The following is a 15,894-nucleotide window of genomic DNA, read 5'->3' as shown; positions in this document are numbered from 1 at the left end:
TGGTCCTGTTCCTGCTCACGGTGATGGCCGGGCTCCGCGCGGGAGCCCGGCCGGGTGTCGCAGCTCAGCCGTTGCCGCTGACGGTCTCGCGCATGGCGCGCAGGGACTCCTTCAGGGAGCCCATGGTGGCGAGGACGGCGGTGGGTTCGTAGCCGCAGTGCGCCATGCAGTTGGCGCAGCGCGGGTCCTTGCCCCGGCCGTACTTGTCCCAGTCGGTCTCCTCGATGAGCTGCCGGTACGTCGGCACGTAGCCGTCGCTCATGAGGTAGCAGGGCCGCTGCCAGCCGAACAGGGAGTAGTTGGGGATGGCCCAGGCGGTGCACGGGAAGTCGGCCTTGCCCTCCAGGAAGTCCAGGAAGAGCGGCGAGTGGTTGAGCCGCCACCGGCTCCGGTTGCCGCCGGCGAAGGACTTCTTGAACAGCTCGCGGGTCTGCTCGACGCCCAGGAAGTGCTCCTGGTCGGGCGCCTTCTCGTACGCGTAGGCGGGCGAGATCATCATCTCGTCCACCTTGAGGTCGTCGTTGAGGAAGTTGAGCACCTCGATGATGGTCTGCGGGGTGTCGGTGTTGAAGAAGGTGGAGTTGGTGGTGACCCGGAAGCCGCGCCGCTTGGCCTCCTTGATCGCCGCCACCGCCTCGTCGAACACCCCTTCCTTGGCGACCGATTCGTCGTGCCGCTCCCGCAGCCCGTCGATGTGCACGGCGAACGCGAAGTAGGGCGAGGGTGTGAACTTCTCGATCTTCTTGCGCAGCAGCATCGCGTTGGTGCAGAGGAAGACGTACTTCCTCTTCGCCACCAGCTGGCGCACGATCTCATCGATCTGAGGGTGCATCAGTGGTTCGCCGCCGGCGATGGAGACCATCGGAGCGCCCGATTCGAGCACGGCGCCGACGGCCTGGGCCACGGGCATGCGCTGCTTGAGGACTCCGGCCGGGTGCTGGATCTTCCCGCAGCCCTCGCAGGCGAGGTTGCAGGCGTACAACGGCTCCAGTTCGACAATCAGCGGAAATTTGTCCCGCTTGCGGAGCTTTTGTTCAATGAGGTACGTCGCAACCTTGATGGACTGACGAAGCGGCATGGCCATCTGGCTCACCTCCTGGGGAGCAGCAAAGATCGGTGCCATTCATAGAAAGCCGGCAGGACGGCACGAAGAACGCGGAAAGCCGATATTCCACCGCGGAACGTGCCGATACGGACGAGCTCATGCTCCGGAGCGTCCACGACCACCCGTACGGCGGCAACCGGGCGTGGCCCGGACCGCAGGGCGGTACGCAGGGTCGCGGCGGACTCCATGTCCACCGCGATCGCCCCGGTGGCCCGCAGTTCGGCCCGCTCATGTCCCCGGACGACATGGTCGGACCCGGTGAGCGGGCCGGTGTGTACGGTGCGCCCCGGTACGGCCCTGGCCAGCGCGTCGGCCAGCAGGTCCGCACCGGTGCACGGGACGGGGTCCCCGGCGGCCCGGGTCTCCTCGGCCACCACCAGGTCGCCCGGGTGCATCCCGGGCGCGAGGCCGGCGCAGAACCCCGAGGCGATGACCGCGGTGTCCGGCGCCCCGCCGTCCCGACCCAGCGCGCGCGCCACGGCGGTCTCGGCCGCCCTGGGGCCCATGCCGGTGCGGAGCACGGTGACCCGCTCCGGGGCGTCCACCGCCCTCCCCCTGCCGGTGCGCAGGGCGAGCTGTTCGATGCCGAGCGCGCAGGCGATCAGCAGCGGGGCGGCCGGCCCCGCCTCTCCCATCAGGCCCCCTCGCGCGTCGGTGTGCGGCCCGCGAACGGGTCGCCGTGCACGTACCGCCCGAGTGCGGTGAGCGGGAAGACCTGCCGGTAGAGGTGGTAGTTGATGGAGAAGTCCCAGGGGAACCCGGTGCCGGTGAAGTAGGGCTCGTCCCAGGAGCCGTCGGCCTGCTGGGTCTCGGTCAGCCAGGCGATGCCCCGGGTCACGGCGACGGTGTCCCGGCGCCCCGCGGCGAGCAGCGCGAGGAGCGCCCAGGCGGTCTGGGAGGCGGTGGAGGCGCCCTGGCCGATCCACTTCTCCTCGGTGTAGGAGCGCAGGTCCTCGCCCCAGCCGCCGTCGTCGTTCTGGACGGACTCCAGCCACTCGACCGCGCGCCGGATCGCCGGGTGCGACGGAGGCAGCCCGGCGGCGGTCAGCGCGGGGACCACCGACCCCGTTCCGTAGACGTAGTTGACACCCCAGCGCCCGAACCAGCCGCCGCTCGCGTCCTGTTCGGACAGCAGCCACTCGATGCCGCGCCGGGTGACGGGGTCCGCGGCGCGGCCCTCGACGGCCAGCATCTCCACCACGTGTCCGGTGACGTCGGCGGACGGCGGGTCGATGACCTCGCCGAAGTCGCAGAAGGGCAGCCGGTTGGGGAAGGGGCTGGTGTTGTCCGCGTCGAACGCCCCCCACGCCCCGTTACGGGACTGCATGCCGACGTTCCAGCGCACCCCGCGCTCGATCGCGGCGTTCACCCGGGCCTGGTCGGGGTGGCGGACCCGGCGCAGGGCGAGGACCACCTCCGCGGTGTCGTCGATGTCGGGGTAGTTGTCGTTGTGGAACTCGAACGCCCAGCCGCCGGGCTCCAGTCCGGGCCGCCGCACCGCCCAGTCGCCCGGCCGGACGATCTCCTCGGCGAGCATCCAGTCCGCCGCCTTCACGAGCGCCGGGTGGTCGGGGGCGACCCCGGCGTCGGCGAGCGCGATGGTGGCCAGGCAGGTGTCCCAGACCGGGGACTGGCACGCCTCGATCATGCGGGTGCCGTCCTCGCGCCACACGGCGAAGCGGTCGAGCGATTCGAGGCCCGCCCGCATCACCGGGTGTTCGAGGTCGTAGCCGAGGAGGTGCAGGGCGATGACCGAGTAGACGGCGGGCGGCTGGATGCCGCCCCAGCAGCCGTCGTTCTCCTGGCGTTCGATGATCCAGCGGGCGGCGGCGTTCATCGCGACCCGGCGCAGTCCGCGCGGTGCGAACCGGTGGTAGACGTGCAGCGCCTTGTCGAGCCGCTGGAAGAGCCCGTCCCAACTCCGCGCCGACGCGGTGCGCTGGGGCGGATTCGGGTTCTCGGGGTCGGTGTGCAGCTCGTCCAGGGCGAAGGGGGCCGGCCGCACCGGCCGCTTCGCCGACACGATGGTGAGCGGCACGATGGTCTGGCGGGCCCAGCATCCGAAGTCGTAGATGTTGAGCGGGACCCACTTCGGGAAGAACATCAGCTCCGGGGGGAGCTCCGGCAGGTCGTCCCACTTCCACCAGCCGAAGAGGGCCAGCCAGATCCGGGTGAAGACCCGGCTCGCGGCGATGCCGCCCTGCTCCCTGACCCAGCCCGCGGCCCGGGCCATGTGCGGGTCCTCCGGCCGGTCGCCCGCCAGCCGCAGCGCGACGTAGGCCTCGATGGTGGTGGAGAGGTCCGCGGGGCCGCCGTGGAAGGTCGCCCACGTCCCGTCGCCGAGCTGTTCGCCGCGGATGAAACCCGCGGCCGCCCGTACCGTGGCGGGGTCCTGGATGCCGAGGAACTGACGGAGCAGAAGGTCCTCGGCGTCCATCGTGACGTTGGTGGCGAGGTCGCCCTTCCACCAGCCCTGCTCGTCCTGCCTGCCGAGGAGATGCTCCACCGAGCGTTCCGCGGCCCGCCGCGCGGCGGCCTGTACGGCGTCCGCGGCGATCGTTGATTCGGTTGTCTTTCGGCTGGCCGAGGCTGCGCGGGGGTCAACGGCCCCGGTGCTTCCGTCGGTCGTCGCTGTCATGGCTTCCCCTTCGTGCAGGTGGTCCTCTGCTGTGCTGGGGTCTCCGTCGGCCGGCGCCCGTGGGGCGCCGGCCGGCGACTGCGAGTCATATGGACCAGATGGTGATCATCTCTTTCGTACGACGACGAAGTCCGCGAGCGCCGTGAGCTGCGCCCGCACGGGTTCCGGCATGTCGACACCGTGCAGCACCTCTATGGCGACCGCATGCTGACGACGCGCCTCCTGGGCGGTCCACTCGCGACCGCCCGCCTCCTCGATGAGCGCCGCACGGGCGGCGAACTCCTCTTCGGAGAAGCTGTCGAAGTCGTTGCTCTTGGCGTCGGCGGCGAGCAGCTCGCCGAGGCGCTCGGAGGCCGGTCCACCCGCGGCGAGCGCGGCGACGACCGGCAGGGACTTCTTGCGCTGGCGCAGATCGCTCCATGTCTGCTTGCCGGTGGACTCGGGGTCGCCCCAGATGCCGAGGAGGTCGTCGACCGCCTGGAAGGCGAGCCCGAGGTGGTGGCCGTACGCCTCCAGGACGTCGGCCGTGCGGTCGTCGGCACCGCCGAGCACCGCGCCGATGGAGCAGGCGCAGGCGAGGAGGGCGCCGGTCTTGTTGCCCTCCATCTCCAGGCACTCCTCGACGGTGACGCGCTCACGGTGCTCGTAGGAGATGTCCTGGGCCTGCCCGTCGATGAGCTTGCGGGTCGCCGTGGTCAGGCGCCGGGCCGCGCGGCCCGCCTCGGCCGTGCCGAGCTCCAGCAGTATGTCGTAGGCCAGGGCGAACAGGGCGTCGCCGACCAGGATGGCCTGGGCGGGGCCGTGCACCTTCCATACGGTGTCGCGGTGGCGCCGCTGCTCGTCGCCGTCCATCAGGTCGTCGTGCAACAGCGAGAAGTTGTGCACGAGCTCGACGGCGACGGCGCCGGGGATACCGGCCTCCGCCGAGGCGCCGGCCGCCTCGGCGGACAGCAGGGCCAGCGCCGGGCGGACGGCCTTGCCGCCGTCGCCGTCGGCGGGCCTGCCCTGGGCATCGATCCAGCCGAAGTGATAGGCGGCCACGGTGTCCATGGGCGGTGCGAGCCGGTCGACGGCGGCCCGGAGCACCGGCGCGGAAAGGGCCCTTCCGCGCTCCAGAAGCGCGGTGACGTCCGTGGTGTCCGCCACGGTGTCGGAAGCCGGATTCGCCGGGGTCACTGACTCTCCTCTTGTTCCGGTGGTACTGCTCATGCCGCCTCCTGCAGCGGATGTTCGTGGGGGCGGCCGAGCGCCAGGAGTGCGGCGTCCGCGGCACCCGCGCCGCTGCGGACCGCGCCCTCCATCGTGGCGGGCCAGCCGGTGGCGGTCCAGGCACCTGCCAGGAAGAGTCCGGGGGCGCGGGTGAGGGTCCCGGGGCGCAGCAGGCCGACGCCGGGCGCGGGCGCGAGGGTCGCGGTGCGCTCGCGGGTGACGAAGAAGTCCCGGATGCCGGCGCCTCGGGCGGCGGGCAGCAGCCGTTCCAGCTCGGGCAGGTAGCGGGCGCGCAGTTCGGCGACGGGCAGGTCGATCTCGTCGCCGGCCGCGGACTGGGAGACCGCGAGGTACTGGCCCGGACCGGTGAGGCCGGACGCCTCGGTGCGGTCGAAGACCCACTGGACCGGGGAGCCGAGCGCGGCGAAGAAGGGCCGCTTCAGCACCTTGCGGTCGTAGACGACGTGCACGTTGAGGATCGGGGACGTACCGATCTCCAGGAGCTTGTCCGGTGCGTCGAGCGCGCCCTCGGGCAGCAGGGCGTGGGTCTCGCGCTGCGGTACGGCCAGGACGACCGAGTCCGCCTCGATCCGTTCGGCGCCGGTGTCCACCAGCCAGTGCCCGTCCTCGGTGCGGGCGAGGCCGTGGGCCTTGGTGCGCAGTTCGGTGCGGACGCCGGCGGAGTCCAGGGCCTTGCGGCTCATCGTGTCGTGGATGTCCCCGAGCGGCACGGCGGCCCAGCCGATGTCGGCGGCACCCGGTTCGGAGAGCAGCCCGGTCTTGAAGACCTTCGCGGCGAGCCCGAGCGAGGCGTTGGGGGCGGTGGCGTTGAGGGTGGCGACGCCGACGAGGTCCCACAGCGCCTCGATGGTGCGCGGCGACTGGCCGTGGCGGGCGAGCCAGCTGCCGAAGTCCACGGCGTCGAGGGCGGGGTCGTCCGGGTCGAGCCGGCCGAGGGCGAGCGCGGCGCGGGCGACGCCGGCGCGTTCGGCGAGCGACAGGTGCGGGTACCCGGCGAGGCCGGCGGCGAGGTGCAGCGGGACCGGGAGCGCGTTGCGGCGCAGCCGTCCGAGCCGGGGGCCCGCGGGCCGCCCGACGTCCAGAACGGGCACGTCCAAACGGTTTTGCAGCGGGGCGAGGCGGGCGCCGTCGACCCGGTCGAGGAACCAGCGGTAGGCGGTGCAGCAGCGCAGGTAGACGTGCTGCCCGTTGTCGACCGTCAGCTCGCCCCGGCGGAAGGAGAAGGCGAGCCCGCCGAGCCGGGGCCGCCCTTCGAGCAGGGTCACGTCAAGCCCGGCATCGGCGAGGCGGAGCGCCGCCGTGACACCGGCGAGTCCGCCGCCGATCACCACCGCGCGGGACGGACGCAGCGCGTCGTCGTTCACACGTCCCCCTCTCGCCGGTTGCTTGCCCATCGGCCCTGTTCGGATCGGTCCTGCCCAGACAGGGACGCGGCCGCCCGGCCGGGGGTTGCCCGCCGTCCGCCGCGTTCGTCCTTGATGCACATGGTGCGCGAGATGTACCTGAGGCGCATTCAGACACGCCCTCGGGCCGTGCGCCGTGAGATGTGCCGGGCGTCGAGACCGGACAGGCCGCGCACCGCGACGTACGCCTTCTCGTGGCCCGGGAGCGAGACGCGGCCGCGCAGCACCGCCTCGGGGTCGCGCTCGATGCGGTCGAGGAGCCTGCGGTAGATGCCGGCCATGGCGGCCACACAGGCGCCGCTGCGCCGGTCGAGCATCGGCAGCAGCCGGTAGCCCTCGGCGAACAGGGCGCGGGCGCGCCGGACCTCGAAGTGGACGAGGCCCGCGAAGTCGGAGCCGGGCGGCGGGGTGGCCCGCTGGAAGCCCGCGGAGCAGCCGAACTTGGCGAGGTCGTCGGCGGGCAGGTAGGTGCGGCCGTTGCCCGCGTCCTCGCGGACGTCGCGCAGGATGTTCGTCAGCTGGAGGGCGAGGCCGAGCGTGTCGGCGTACTCGGGGGCGCGTTCGGCACCGGGGGCGCCGGGCTCCGTACCGAACACGCCGAGGCTCAGGCGGCCGATGGCGCCCGCGACGCACCGGCAGTAGACCTTGAGGTCGTCCCAGGTCTCGTAGACGGCGCCGTCCACGTCCATCAGGACGCCGTCGATGAGCTCGTCGAGTCCGTCGAGCGGCAGCGGGAACCTGCGGGCGGAGTCGGCGAGCGCGACGGCGACCGGGTCGGTGTCGTCCTCCTCGACCTGGCCGGCCCTGACGCGGTCGAGCAGGGTGCGGGTGCTCTCCAGACGGACGCGCTTGGTCTCCGGCTCCAGTTCGCCGTCACCGATGTCGTCCACGCGCCGGGAGAAGGCGTACAGGGCCGACATGGCCTGCCGCTTCTCGGCCGGCAGCAGCCTGATGCCGTACGCGAAGTTACGCGCCTGCTGTCCGGTGACCGCCTCGCAGTAACTGTAAGCGGCCTGCACCGGTGCCGACATGTGCGTCGTCTGTCCCTCCACGGTCCGGCTCACCCCTCTCTCCGCGCATTTCGCAAGACAACTCCCACTTCGCGCAGCAGGCTGGGCTTGGTGGGTCCGGGTGGTCCGGGCAATACGTCGAATCCGGCGGCCGCGATCGCGGTGAGGGCGGCGCGTCCTCCTCCCACGAATCCGGCGAGAAGCAGCCTGAGCCTGCCGTGGACGCTACCCACCAGTGGGGTGCCTTCATTCAGCAGATCCCGGGCGCGTTCCGCTTCGTACGCGATCAGGGAGCGGACCGACGCGTTCGCGGTGGGCGCCGCGAGGTCGGTCTCGGCGACGTGGAACCGGGCCATGTCCTCGGCCGGAAGGTAGACGCGGTCGCGGCCGAGGTCTTCGGCGACGTCCTGGAGGTGCTCCACGATCTGCAGTGCGGTGCACACGGCGTCGGAGCGGCGCAGCCGTTCGGGGCTCGCGGTGCCGGTGAGCTGGAGGACGAGACGGCCGACGGGGTTGGCGGAGAGCTCGCAGTAGGCGAGGAGTTCCTCGTACGTGCCGTAGCGGCGGACCTTCTGGTCCTGCCGGTTGGCCTCGATGAGACCGATGAACGGTTCGGGGGTGAGCGCGCGGCGCCTGGCGGTCGGGCGGAGCGCCCGCATCAACGGGTGGTGCGGGGTCTCGCCGGTCGTGGCGAAGACGCGGCGCAGGTCGCTCTCGAGCGCGTCGAGCATCGCGAGCCTGTCGTCGCCCTGGGCCGGGTCGAGGCCGAGGTGCGTGGCGTCGGCGCCACCGGGGGCCAGGTCGCCGTCGCCGATGTCGTCCACGAGCCGGGCGAAGCCGTAGACGGCCATCAGGTCGTCGCGCCAGGCGCGCGGCAGGAAGAAGGGGGCGACCGGAAAGTTCTCGTGGGCTGCTTTGTCGAGGGTTCCGGATGCGGCGGTATCGAGCCGCGTCTGCCGGGTACGGGTCACTGCGGACCGCCCTGCGCGGGGACGGCGTGAGCACCTCGGAGCGGGAGATCTTCCGTCATAGCCGTCACAACTCCCGTTCTACACTGCTGACCCAAAATACCCCATTCCGGACACGCCGCCCGCCCATCCGAGTGCCGAGGACGGCTCCCGACCGTTCCCCCAGGCGGTATCGCCCCACTTGCGGCGAATCAGCACCGGTACAGCTTACGTTGTACAACGCTCATCCAAACGCCGGGGTACGGGCCGCGGTCCACCGGACCCGAGGCCCGCGTCAACTTTCCCCCCACCGGAGCGCGTTCACGTCATCCGGCGGTAGGAGATCGCGACGGCCGCCGTACGACGAGGCGCGGATGTCCGGACTCCGGTCCACGGTCCGGACATGGCGCGGCCCCCGCCGGAAGGGTCCTGCGGGGGCCGTTGCCGTGCGACGCGGGGCGTCCTACTTGCCGGTCTCCCGTTCGTAGGCCCGCAGGACCTCCTCGGTCGGGCCGTCCATCAGGAGCTCACCCTTCTCCAGCCACAGCACCCGGTTGCAGGTGTCCCGGATCGACTTGTTGCTGTGGCTGACCAGGAAGACCGTCCCGGCCTCCTTGCGGAGCTCCCTGATCCGCGCCTCCGAGCGGATCTGGAACTTGCGGTCACCGGTCGCCAGCGCCTCGTCGATCATGAGGACGTCGTGGTTCTTGGCGGCCGCGATGGAGAAGCGGAGGCGGGCGGCCATGCCGGAGGAGTACGTGCGCATCGGCAGGGTGATGAAGTCACCCTTGTCGTTGATGCCGGAGAACTCCACGATGTCGTCGTAGCGCTCGCGGATCTCCTCGCGGCTCATGCCCATCGCGAGGCCGCCGAGCACCACGTTGCGCTCGCCCGTCAGGTCGCTCATCAGCGCGGCGTTGACACCGAGCAGCGAGGGCTGGCCGTCCGTGTAGACGCTGCCGCTCTCCGTCGGCAGGAGTCCCGCGATGGCGCGGAGCAGCGTCGACTTGCCGGAGCCGTTCGTCCCGATCAGCCCGATCGCCTCGCCCCGGTAGGCGGTGAAGGTGACCCCGCGCACGGCGTGCACCTTGCGCACCCCGCGCTCCTGGCCCTTCTCGCGGCGCATGATCCGGCTCAGTGCGGCGGTGGCGCTGCCCTTGCCACCGCCGCCGCCGTTGACCCGGTACACGATGTGCACGTCGTCGGCGATCACGGTGGGGACGCGCCCCGCGGTGTTGTCGTCAGCCACGGCCGTACCGTTCCTCTGCCTTCCAGAAGTACACGAAGCCCACGATGCCCACGACGATCGACCAGGCGAGGGCGACCACCCAGACGTGGTCCGGCAGGTTCTCGGAGCCGTATCCGTCGATCAGGGCGAACCTGACCAGGTCCATGTAGATGGCCGCCGGGTTGTACTGGAGCACGTCGGTGATCCAGGCCGGCTTGTCCGCGAGCATCACCGGGATGGAGAACATGACCCCGGAGGCGTACATCCAGGTGCGCATGACGAACGGCATGAGCTGCGCCAGGTCGGGGGTCTTGGCGCCCATCCTGGCCATGGCGAGCGCCAGTCCGGTGTTGAAGAAGAACTGCATCACCAGGGCGGGGATCACCAGCAGCCAGGAGAGCCGGGGGTAGCTGCCGAATCCGACCGTGACCGCGATCAGCACGATCATCGAGTACAGCAGCTGCTGGAGCTGCTGGAGCGAGAAGGAGATGGGCAGCGAGGCGCGCGGGAAGTGCAGGGCCCTGACCAGGCCGAGGTTCCCGGAGATCGCGCGTACGCCGGCCATCACGGAGCTCTGCGTGAAGGTGAAGACGAACACCCCGGTCACCAGGAACGGGATGAATACCTCCTGCGGTATCCCCTTCTTCGTGCCGAGGATCAGCCCGAAGATGAGGAAGTAGACCGCAGCGTTCAGGAGGGGGGTCGCCACCTGCCACAGCTGGCCCAGCTTCGCCTGGCTGTACTGGGCGGTCAGCTTGGCCCGGGAGAACGCCAGGATGAAATGGCGTCGCCCCTGGAGCTGGCGCACGTACTCGAGGAGTCCGGGCCGGGCACCGCTGACCGCGAGGCCGTACTTCGCGGCCAGCTCGGCCGCGCTCAGGCCGTCGTCGGCCGATGGCGGGCTGCTCACCGCAACCGCGCCACCATGGGTTGTGTCACTCACCAGAAGAAACTCTCGTATTCGAAATGCGCAGCCAGTCGCGGGCGCGGCTCAGGGCGGACAGGTCCCGACAAGAAAAATACGCCTCATGCTCCCAGAGGGGAGCCTCTCAGATGACCGGAGGGCGGCCCAGCCTGGTCAGTCGCCACACCGTACGCCACTTCATCGGGCGGCGCGGTCCGCAGGGCGTCCGCCAGCCCTCCCGGAAGCCGCCGAACCACGCCTTCAGCGCCTCGCCGGACGGCCTGCGCAGCAGGGTCAGCAGCATCCAGACCCCGAGGTACACCGGCACCAGGGGCGCGGGGAGGTTGCGCCGGGCCAGCCAGACCCGGTTGCGGGCCACCATGCGGTGGTAGACGGCATGGCGGGACGGGGCCGTGGCGGGGTGGTGCAGCACCATGTCGGCGCGGTAGTCGATCAGCCAGCCGGCGTCCAGCGCCCGCCAGGCGAGATCCGTCTCCTCGTGCGCGTAGAAGAAGTCGCCCGGCAGCGGGCCGACCTCGGCCAGCACCCGGGTGCGCACCGCATTGGCGCCGCCCAGGAACGTCGTCACGCGGGACGAGCGCATCGGGTCGGCGGCGCGCAGCCTCGGCACGTGCCGGCGCTGGGTGACCCCGGTCTCCGGGTCCGCGATGCGGAAGCTGATGATGCCGAGCCGGGGGTCGTCGGCGAACGCCTTCCGGCACAGCTCCGCGGTGTCGGTGAGGGGCAGCAGCCCGTCGTCGTCCAGGAAGAGCAGGGCGTCCACGTCGGCGCCGGAGGGCCCGAACGCCTCGATGCCGACGTTCCGGCCGCCGGGGATGCCGAGGTTCTCGGGCAGCTCGACGGTGCGGACGCCCGGGGGGACGTCGGGGACGGGCGAGCCGTTGCCGACGACGACCACCTCGATCCGGTCGCCCCCCTGGGCGGCGACCGAATCGAGCAGGGCGCGCAGCTCGGCCGGGCGGTTGCCCATGGTGATGATGACCGCGCCGAGTTTCATGGGTGTGCTCACTTCAGCCTGCTCGATGCCATGACCGACACGAGGTGCAGCAGGGTCTGGAGCAGGGCGATGCCCGCCAGGACCGCGACCGCGAGACGGCTGAAGAAGAAGTCGTCCCGCACCTCGTCCAGGACGGCCGCGACCAGGATGACCAGGGACGCCTCGACGCACAGGATGAGCCGGTGGAACTTGAGCGCGCCGGCGGCCCGGCGGGCGAACGCCATGCCGGAGGAGCGCGGCTCGGAGGCGGACTCCTTGACCGGCGGCAGTCCGCCCTGGTGGCGGGCGACTCCGACCAGGTCCGTCTCGGCCTTGATCAGGATCGCGCCGAGCGCGGCGAGCGTGCCGAGGAAGGCCCACAGCCAGTCGATGCGGCCGGTGCCCCACAGGTCGGCGGCGCGCAGGCCGAAGCCGACGAGGACGGCGGCGTCGCACAGGTAGGCGCCGACCCGGTCCAGGTAGACGCCGCCGAGCGAGAACTGCTTCTTCCAGCGCGCGATCTCGCCGTCCACGCAGTCGAGCAGCAGGTACAGCTGGACCATGACCACGCCGAGCACCGCGCCCCAGATGCCCGGGACGAGCAGCACGGGGGCGGCCAGCACACCGGCCAGCGTCATCAGGTAGGTCAGCTGGTTGGGCGTGACCTTGGTGTTCACCAGGTACCGGTCGATGCGCAGGGAGACCTCGCGCATGTATATCCGGCCCGCCCAGTGTTCACCGCTGCGCCGGTCCTTGACGCCCGGCGGGTGAACGACCGGGCGGAGTTCAGCTACTGATGGTCTTGGCATAGTCGGCGTACGCGTCCCTGATCTGGTCGGTGGAGAGGCTGAGGTGTTCCAGGACCGTGAAGCGTCCCGGACGGGTCTGGGGCGCGTACTCGACGGCCTGGACGAATTCGTCGGCGGTGAAGCCGATCTCCTCGGGCGTGACCGGCAGGCCGTGCCTGCGCAGTACGTCGGAGAAGAGGCCGGACTCGTCCACGGCGCCGCGCAGGTGCATGGCGAAGGCGGCACCGAGGCCGACCTGCTCGCCGTGGCTGGCGGCCCGCTTCGGGAAGAGCAGGTCGAACGCGTGGCTGATCTCGTGGCAGGCGCCGGACGAGGGCCGGGTGTCGCCGCTGATCGAGATGGCGATGCCGGAGAGCACCAGCGACTCGGCGAGGACGGTGAGGAACTCGTCGTCGGCGACGGTGCCGGGGTGGCGCAGGACGGCTTCGCCGGCGGTACGGGCCATGGCGGCGGCGAGTCCGTCGATCTGTTCGCCGTTGACCTGGTGCGAGAGCTCCCAGTCGGCGATGGCGGAGATGTTGGAGATCGCGTCACCGATGCCGGAGCGTACGAAGCGGTCGGGGGCGGTGCGGATCACCGACAGGTCGATCACCATGGCGATGGGCATGGGGACGCCGTAGGAGCCCCGGCCGTTGTCGTTGTCCAGGGTGGCGACGGGCGAGCAGAGGCCGTCGTGGGCGAGATTCGTGGCGACCGAGACCAGCGGCAGGCCGACCCGGGCCGCGGCGTACTTCGCCACGTCGATGATCTTGCCGCCGCCGAGGCCGACCACGGCGTCGTAGCGCTTGCCCTTGATGTCGTCGGCCAGCTGCACCGCGGCGTCGATGTTGCCCCCGGCGACGCAGTACCAGTCGGCGCCCGGCAGGGCCGGGGCCAGCTTCTCGCGCAGGGCCAGCCCGGAGCCGCCGCTGATCGCGATGGCGAGCTTGCCGGAGGCGGAGATGCGCTGGTCGGCGAGGAGACCGGCCAGGTCGTGCATGGCGCCCCGGCTGATGTCCACGAAGACCGGGGACGGGATGAGTCGGGTCAGTACCGGCACGCGATCTCCCGGCCCTTCGCGAGGTCGTCGTGGTTGTCGATCTCGACCCAGCTCACGTCACCGATGGGGGCGACGTCCACGGTGAACCCGCGGTTGACGAGCTCCTGGTAGCCGTCCTCGTAGTAGAGGTCCGGGTCGCGCTCGAAGGTGGCCTTCAGCGCGTCGGCCAGCTCCTCGGCGGCCTCGGCCTCGATGAAGGTGAGGCCGATGTACTCGCCGGTGGCCCCGGCCGGGTCCATCAGCTTGGTGATCCGGCGCACGCCCTTGCCGTCCTCCACGACGACCTTCATCTCCTCGTCGGCGAGGGACTTCACCGTGTCGAGGGCGAGGATGATCTTCTTGCCGTCGCCGCGCGCGGCCAGCAGGGTCTTCTCGACGGAGACCGGGTGGACGGTGTCGCCGTTGGCGAGGAGCACACCGCGCTTCAGCACGTCACGGGCGCACCACAGGGAGTAGGCGTTGTTCCACTCCTCGGCCTTGTCGTTGTCCACGAGGGTCAGCTTCAGGCCGTACGTCGCCTCCAGCTCCTCCTTGCGGGCGTAGACGGCCTCCTTGCGGTAGCCGACGACGATCGCGACCTCGGTGAGCCCGATCCCGGCGAAGTTGGCCAGTGTGAGGTCGAGGATCGTCTTGTCGCCGTCCACCGGCACGAGCGCCTTGGGCAGCGTGTCGGTGTAGGGGCGCAGGCGCCGTCCTGCGCCGGCTGCCAGTACGAGGCCGATCATGCGGGTTCTCCTTCGTCGTGAACGGCGGGCGCCCCGGAGGACACCCAGAAACGGATGGACTCCACCAGCACGATCACGGCCACGGCCACGGCGAGCACGGTGAGCGCCGTCGTGAAGCCGGAGGCTCCGGTGAGTGCGGCGGCGAGGACGGCCACGACCAGGGTCCGGCCCTCGTGTCCGCCGATCGTGCGCACCAGCCACTGGGGCGGGGCACCGGTGCCGCCTCGGATGCGGTACACCGTGTCGTAGTGATGGTAGGCGACGGCGGAGACCAGTCCGAAGGCCGCGGGGAGCGCCCCGTCGATGTCGCTGCGGGCGGCCAGGATCAGGATCGTGCAGTACTCGGCGGCCCGGAAGACCGGGGGCACGAGCCAGTCGAGGGCGCCCTTGAGGGGGCGGGCCACGGCTATGCCGGAGCAGATCGCGTAGAAGGCGGCGGCGATGACCGTCTGGCGGCTGCCGAAGGGCTGCTGGAGCGCGGCGGCGATCAGCGCGCCCGTGCCGACGAGGGCGACCACGGGGGCGGTCCAGGCGCCGCCGATCTTCGGGCCCCGGGCGGCGATCAGCTGGGCGACCGGGCCGGAGTCCGCGAGGTCGGCGAGGGCCTGGGCGGCGCGGTCGGTGCGCCGGGCCTTGCGGGTCAGGGAGCGCAGGAGGCGGCCCGCGGTGGTGTAGCAGGCGGCGAAGGCGCAGCCGACGAGCAGCGCGTAGAAGACGATGCGCGGGGTGGTGACGGCGGTGAGGACGGCGATCATCGCCCAGCGCTCGCCGATCGGGAGCACGATCATGCGGCGCAGCCAGACCGTCCAGCCGACGCTGTCGAGCTTGTCGGAGAGGGCGGCCGTGGGGCTGCTGTTCGCCACCGCGTCGTGGTTGGCCTCGTTGAACGAGAAGTCGATGACATGACGGCAGGACTGGAGGACCATCGCACCGAGCGCCAGTGCCCAGACGTCGTCACCGCCGCGCGCCGCGCCGAGGGCGAGGCCCGCGTAGTAGGCGTACTCCTTGGCCCGGTCGAAGGTGGCGTCCAGCCAGGCGCCCATCGTGGAGTACTGGAGCGAGTAGCGGGCGAGCTGCCCGTCGGTGCAGTCCAGAACGAAGGAGAGCAGCAGCAGGATGCCCGCCGCGACGTAGCCGCCCCGGGTGCCGGTGGCCGCGCAGCCGGCCGCTATCAGCGCGGTGAGCAGGGACGCGGTGGTGACCTGGTTCGGGGTGAGCCCCCGGCGCGCGCACCAGCGGGCGATGTAGCGCGAGTACGGGCTGATGAAGTGGGTGGTGAAGAAGCCGTCGCGGGCCTTCACCGCGCTGCGCAGGCGGACCGCCTCGTCGTCCACGGCCTCGACGTCCGAGCGGGCGGCGGCGCGGGAGGTCTCGTCGGTGGGCACGGTGGCGACGAGCGAGCCCAGTTCCGGGCGCTGCACCTGGGTGCCCCCGGCCTCCATGGCCGCCGCGAGCCTTCCGGGCACGGTGCGGTCGGTGACCGTGGCGGTACCGCTCGTCGGCAGTCCGGCGCCGACCGCGTCGGTGGTGGCGCGCAGGGCGCCGACCAGGGCGGGGCGCGCCTCGGCCTGTGCGGTGAGGGCGCCGGGCACGGCCGCCGCGGGGAAGCGGGGGTCGGTCAGGGCGAGCCGCAGGGCGTGGCGGTGGCCGACGAAGCGGGGGTCGACCAGGGCGACGCGGTGGGCCGCCGGGACGGCGGCCAGCAGGGTGGCCGCTTCGGTGACGTCGACGGCTGTCCGGACGTCGAAGCCCAGCGACCGCAGATCGTCCTCCAGTGACGATCCGGGCAGCGGAGCACCTGTGAGAATGGCGGTCGACAGACGAACTCACTCCTTGGGTGCTGACACGGATCGGCACGC

At 71.5% G+C, this 15,894-nt stretch carries 15 protein-coding genes; 1 reads left to right on the top strand and 14 read right to left on the bottom strand.

Features of this window, described 5'->3' with window-relative positions; all coding sequences use genetic code 11:
* Window positions 1–64 precede the first annotated feature (64 nt).
* The 14 genes from hpnH to ABZ565_RS05375 form a co-directional block, all read right to left on the bottom strand.
* Complete coding sequence (gene hpnH / locus ABZ565_RS05440) at window positions 65–1,084, bottom strand: adenosyl-hopene transferase HpnH (RefSeq protein WP_361020709.1); 1,020 nt, start codon at window positions 1,082–1,084, stop codon at window positions 65–67.
* A 5-nt stretch (window positions 1,085–1,089) separates the two neighbouring features.
* Window positions 1,090–1,740, bottom strand: coding sequence for a 1-hydroxy-2-methyl-2-butenyl 4-diphosphate reductase (locus ABZ565_RS05435; protein WP_361020707.1), 651 nt, complete (start codon window positions 1,738–1,740; stop codon window positions 1,090–1,092).
* Entirely contained in the window at window positions 1,740–3,743 is a 2,004-nt protein-coding gene (shc, locus tag ABZ565_RS05430; RefSeq protein ID WP_361020705.1) for a squalene--hopene cyclase, read from the bottom strand. Before shc ends, ABZ565_RS05435 begins: the two co-directional genes overlap by 1 nt.
* 105 nt (window positions 3,744–3,848) lie before the next feature.
* Window positions 3,849–4,952, bottom strand: a complete 1,104-nt coding sequence (locus ABZ565_RS05425; RefSeq protein ID WP_361020703.1) for a polyprenyl synthetase family protein — start codon at window positions 4,950–4,952, stop codon at window positions 3,849–3,851.
* Window positions 4,949–6,337: a hydroxysqualene dehydroxylase HpnE gene (gene hpnE, locus ABZ565_RS05420; protein WP_361020701.1), complete on the bottom strand. Its 1,389-nt coding sequence runs from the start codon at window positions 6,335–6,337 to the stop codon at window positions 4,949–4,951. The genes ABZ565_RS05425 and hpnE overlap by 4 nt, the downstream gene beginning before the upstream one ends.
* A gap of 149 nt (window positions 6,338–6,486) precedes the next feature.
* Window positions 6,487–7,440, bottom strand: coding sequence for a presqualene diphosphate synthase HpnD (gene hpnD, locus ABZ565_RS05415; RefSeq protein ID WP_361020699.1), 954 nt, complete (start codon window positions 7,438–7,440; stop codon window positions 6,487–6,489).
* The gene (gene hpnC / locus ABZ565_RS05410; RefSeq protein WP_361020697.1) at window positions 7,437–8,357 is read right to left on the bottom strand and encodes a squalene synthase HpnC; all 921 of its coding nucleotides are present in this window, start codon (window positions 8,355–8,357) and stop codon (window positions 7,437–7,439) included. Before hpnC ends, hpnD begins: the two co-directional genes overlap by 4 nt.
* Before the next feature lie 439 nt (window positions 8,358–8,796).
* Window positions 8,797–9,582, bottom strand: a complete 786-nt coding sequence (locus ABZ565_RS05405; RefSeq protein WP_361020695.1) for an ABC transporter ATP-binding protein — start codon at window positions 9,580–9,582, stop codon at window positions 8,797–8,799.
* The gene (locus ABZ565_RS05400) at window positions 9,575–10,504 is read right to left on the bottom strand and encodes an ABC transporter permease (protein ID WP_164404262.1); all 930 of its coding nucleotides are present in this window, start codon (window positions 10,502–10,504) and stop codon (window positions 9,575–9,577) included. The genes ABZ565_RS05405 and ABZ565_RS05400 overlap by 8 nt, the downstream gene beginning before the upstream one ends.
* 106 nt (window positions 10,505–10,610) lie before the next feature.
* Window positions 10,611–11,483 carry a glycosyltransferase gene (locus ABZ565_RS05395; protein WP_361021150.1) on the bottom strand — a complete coding sequence of 291 codons (873 nt, stop codon included), beginning with the start codon at window positions 11,481–11,483 and terminating at the stop codon, window positions 10,611–10,613.
* Window positions 11,484–11,491: 8 nt separating this feature from the next.
* On the bottom strand, window positions 11,492–12,271 hold the full coding sequence (locus ABZ565_RS05390; RefSeq protein WP_361020693.1) for a CDP-alcohol phosphatidyltransferase family protein: 780 nt from the start codon (window positions 12,269–12,271) through the stop codon (window positions 11,492–11,494).
* Window positions 12,249–13,310, bottom strand: a complete 1,062-nt coding sequence (locus tag ABZ565_RS05385; protein ID WP_361020691.1) for an iron-containing alcohol dehydrogenase family protein — start codon at window positions 13,308–13,310, stop codon at window positions 12,249–12,251. The genes ABZ565_RS05390 and ABZ565_RS05385 overlap by 23 nt, the downstream gene beginning before the upstream one ends.
* A complete protein-coding gene (locus ABZ565_RS05380) occupies window positions 13,298–14,035 on the bottom strand; it encodes a phosphocholine cytidylyltransferase family protein (RefSeq protein WP_361020689.1) in 738 nt (245 codons plus the stop codon). The genes ABZ565_RS05385 and ABZ565_RS05380 overlap by 13 nt, the downstream gene beginning before the upstream one ends.
* Complete coding sequence (locus ABZ565_RS05375) at window positions 14,032–15,741, bottom strand: DUF5941 domain-containing protein (protein ID WP_361021148.1); 1,710 nt, start codon at window positions 15,739–15,741, stop codon at window positions 14,032–14,034. The genes ABZ565_RS05380 and ABZ565_RS05375 overlap by 4 nt, the downstream gene beginning before the upstream one ends.
* On the opposite strand from ABZ565_RS05375, the gene ABZ565_RS05370 reads away from it, so the two are divergent.
* Complete coding sequence (locus tag ABZ565_RS05370; protein WP_361020687.1) at window positions 15,679–15,813, top strand: hypothetical protein; 135 nt, start codon at window positions 15,679–15,681, stop codon at window positions 15,811–15,813. The genes ABZ565_RS05375 and ABZ565_RS05370 overlap by 63 nt on opposite strands.
* Window positions 15,814–15,894: the final 81 nt, after the last annotated feature.

It is taken from the genome of Streptomyces sp. NPDC016469 (genome assembly GCF_040632905.1).
Lineage (GTDB): Bacteria > Actinomycetota > Actinomycetes > Streptomycetales > Streptomycetaceae > Streptomyces.
Note: the sequence above shows the minus strand (reverse complement) of the source record. Positions and strands in the feature narration are given on the sequence as shown.